The sequence below is a fragment of the Evansella tamaricis genome, from assembly GCF_019042215.1.
In the GTDB taxonomy this organism is placed as follows: Bacteria; Bacillota; Bacilli; order Bacillales; family Salisediminibacteriaceae; genus Evansella; species Evansella tamaricis.
This window is the reverse complement of the sequence record NZ_JAHQCS010000127.1, coordinates 1-2,960: the sequence shown is the minus strand read 5'-3', so window position 1 is coordinate 2,960 and position 2,960 is coordinate 1. Positions and strand designations below refer to the sequence as shown.

General features: G+C 42.1%; 3 protein-coding genes. All 3 read right to left on the bottom strand.

What is annotated here, in order from left to right:
- The coding region (gene ltrA, locus KS419_RS15885) for a group II intron reverse transcriptase/maturase (RefSeq protein WP_217067379.1) at nt 1-739 on the bottom strand (739 nt) is incomplete at its 3' end.
- A 702-nt stretch (nt 740-1,441) separates the two neighbouring features.
- Nucleotides 1,442-1,939: a hypothetical protein gene (locus KS419_RS15880; protein WP_217067378.1), complete on the bottom strand. Its 498-nt coding sequence runs from the start codon at nt 1,937-1,939 to the stop codon at nt 1,442-1,444.
- Between the two features lie 82 nt (nt 1,940-2,021).
- Complete coding sequence (locus KS419_RS15875; RefSeq protein ID WP_217067377.1) at nt 2,022-2,558, bottom strand: histidine phosphatase family protein; 537 nt, start codon at nt 2,556-2,558, stop codon at nt 2,022-2,024.
- Nucleotides 2,559-2,960: the final 402 nt, after the last annotated feature.

The following is a 2,960-nucleotide window of genomic DNA, read 5'->3' as shown; positions in this document are numbered from 1 at the left end:
AATCATCTGCATATCTTGTAATTCGATGTCCTCGCTTAGTCATTAATTCATCGAGCGGATGTAGGTAGATATTTGCAAGTAGTGGACTGATAACTCCACCTTGAGGTGTTCCTTTCTCATTAAGGTGAAAGCTTCCTCCATCCATAACCCCTGCTCGTAAGAAACTCTGAATCAGCCGAATAACACTACCGTCAACCACTTCTTCTCTCACAGCTTTAATGAGTCTATCCTGTGGGATTGTATCAAAGTATGCTTTTAGATCGGCGTCAATTACATACACATATCCATCCATTAAATCCTTTCGGATTTTCTCTAATGCCATATGCGCACTTTTATTCGGTCTGAACCCGAAACTGCAGTCCAAGAATTTGTCTTCGAAAATTGGCTCAATAATTCGGCGTACTGCCGCTTGAACAACACGGTCTCTTACAGTAGGAATTCCTAAAGGTCTTTTCGTCCCATCTGGTTTTGGGATAAATACACGCTTGACAGGTCTCGGTTTGTACATCTTTTCTTTTAATTGTCGTTGAAGAACTTGTACATTGTCCTCCACCCCGAATTCAAAAGTTCGGATAGAAATTTCATCTACTCCTGCAGACCCTCGATTGCGTTTCACCTCTTTAAATGCTTCCTCCATGTTGGACATAGCCCATACCTTATCCATTAAGCTATACCATTTTCTCTTTTGTGTAGACTTTACTCCCTCACGAAAACTCTTCTGATTTAGTCTCTCGCTCATGTTCGTATCCTTCCCTTGGCTCTCTCGGATGACTAGCACATGGCATTTTCCGAGTTTTGCCTAAAGTACTCCGCCCCAAACGGTCTACTTACTGTTCGACCCCAGTTCTTAGGCTCCACCTCACTGGCTTCTGCTTGGCACATGACGGCTTCTTAAATTGAATTGCTTTTCTTCCATGGACAGACGGGCTTCACATCAAGTTCCTACCTTTTGGGTAGGGGCTTGTCTTAACAACTCTGTGCTAAGTCACTCGCCATTACGACCTTTCCGACGAGCTTATTCACTACTATCCCCTGCTCTGACTTCTCACCACCCATAGTCCCAGCTTGCCCATCACGGGCTTGCTTGAGAGTTACCACTAGTTAGTGGAGATGATGAGATCTCCTTGGGTCACGTCATCAAACTTTCCCTCGAACCCAGTCCTCATAACTTACAGAACCCTCTTGTTTGTGGCACTGGACTTCCCCATTCTTTGCAAGGTCATCCGATTCTGTCAGCCAACATGGTGGTTAGTCGTCTGTTCCGAGTTTTGCCTTCAGGTCCTCCACACATTTCCTCACGGACATGCACTACCTGTCAGCTATACACTTCCGCCACTTCGGCGTGTTAGGGACTTTCACCCATTAGTTTGATGCGCTGCCAAGCGCACAAAGGGATACCCATCCCGGCGATGGTGTATCCCTCAAGCCCCTTATTTTGTTTCTAGTTGAAGATTTTTATTATTAATTCCAATGGTATCTGAATATTATTTCCTGTATCATCTGTCTTGGAAAAGTCAGAAAGTGCTTCAATACGATAATTTCCAGGAGGTAACTTCAATTCTTGCAACGCTTCAAACGTTTGGATTTTAGTTACGTTCCGATACAATGTCGTTGATAAAAGAGGTTGTCTCATACCAAATACTTGTTCAAATTCATGATCCACTCCATGAATGGCGAGATAAAAGATGCTTCCCCCGTGGTAAATTTTCTGATATGGCTTTCGGCCTTCATATTTAACGGTTGTCCATATATCAATAGGTTCACCAGATTCATATGTTTCTTTCTTAGTTTCAAGTGAAAGTAGAAAATCCTCTGTTCTTGCCTCGGTACGGCTCTCCCCCATCGGATTTTCCTTAAGGAACTCTATAACATTACCACTAAATCCCCAAAACAAAAACAACAGAATCCCCAATACAGTAAAAACGACCCCCCGTTTCACGTTAAGCCCCCTCTCTTAATTCCTACTTTACTCAGTTTTACATTCTACCTCATCCAGGCCACCCGTTCAGAATGATAGTTAATCATATCCGCTCAAATACATACAGTTCTGCATTTTTCGGACGATTAAATTTTGGTCCTTTAAACCCCCGCTTCAAGAGCTCCCGTCTCATAAAGATCATGATTCCTCCATGACCTATAATCAGTGTGTTTTCCTGGGTCTCCGTTAAATGATCCAAAGTTTTATTTATTCTGGTCACTATTTCTGTTTTGGTTTCAGGTTGAGATGTATGATTTACGTACCAGGCCCCTCTTAAGAGTAAAAGATGTATGAATAGAGGGAGACGAAGCTGTTTTTGGAAAATCGGTGAAAATCGTACCTCTCTTAAGTCTTCCATGAATGTTATTTCTTTATCGTAGATTGATTTTGCTGTAACTTTTGCCCGATACAAATCACTTGAGTAACAATGCTTCCATTCTATACCGCCTAAGTCAACTGGTTTTGGTATTACTTCAGATTCATCATACTCCTCCATCCATGTCATTAATTCCTCTGCATTAACAATTCTTTTTGGGTAGCCCCGTTTCACTTCAAAATGTCTTACTAATCCAATTTTCATGTTATTATCACCTCTATCAGAACAAGGAGTGTCATAAGTATAAGTGCCTTGATCTATTATCTTACTTATGAAAGAAACCGTATCACCTGCTTGTGACACGGGAATCTATTCTGTACTATTAACAATTATAAATTCTACATCACTTTCCATATCCCTTTTTTTCCCTATATGAAAGTGACTAACCACATGCTAATAAGAAAAGCGTATTCGCCTAAGATCACTCGCTTAGGGCAGTGGAGGAATGACAACCGAAGTCCGCTCTTTGACTTCAGTTGTCACTTCCGAAGTGCCCTAAGCGAGTAGGCGGTGGAGCTAGACAATAAGAAAAGCGTATTCGCCTAAGCTCACGAGCGTAGGGCAGTGCAGGAATGACAACAGAAGTCCGCTCTTTGACTTCAGTTG

Coding starts and splice junctions, on each gene's coding strand:
- KS419_RS15875 (WP_217067377.1), bottom strand. CDS start 2,558: ATGAAAATTGGATTAGTAAGACATTTTGAAGTGAAACGGGGCTACCCA.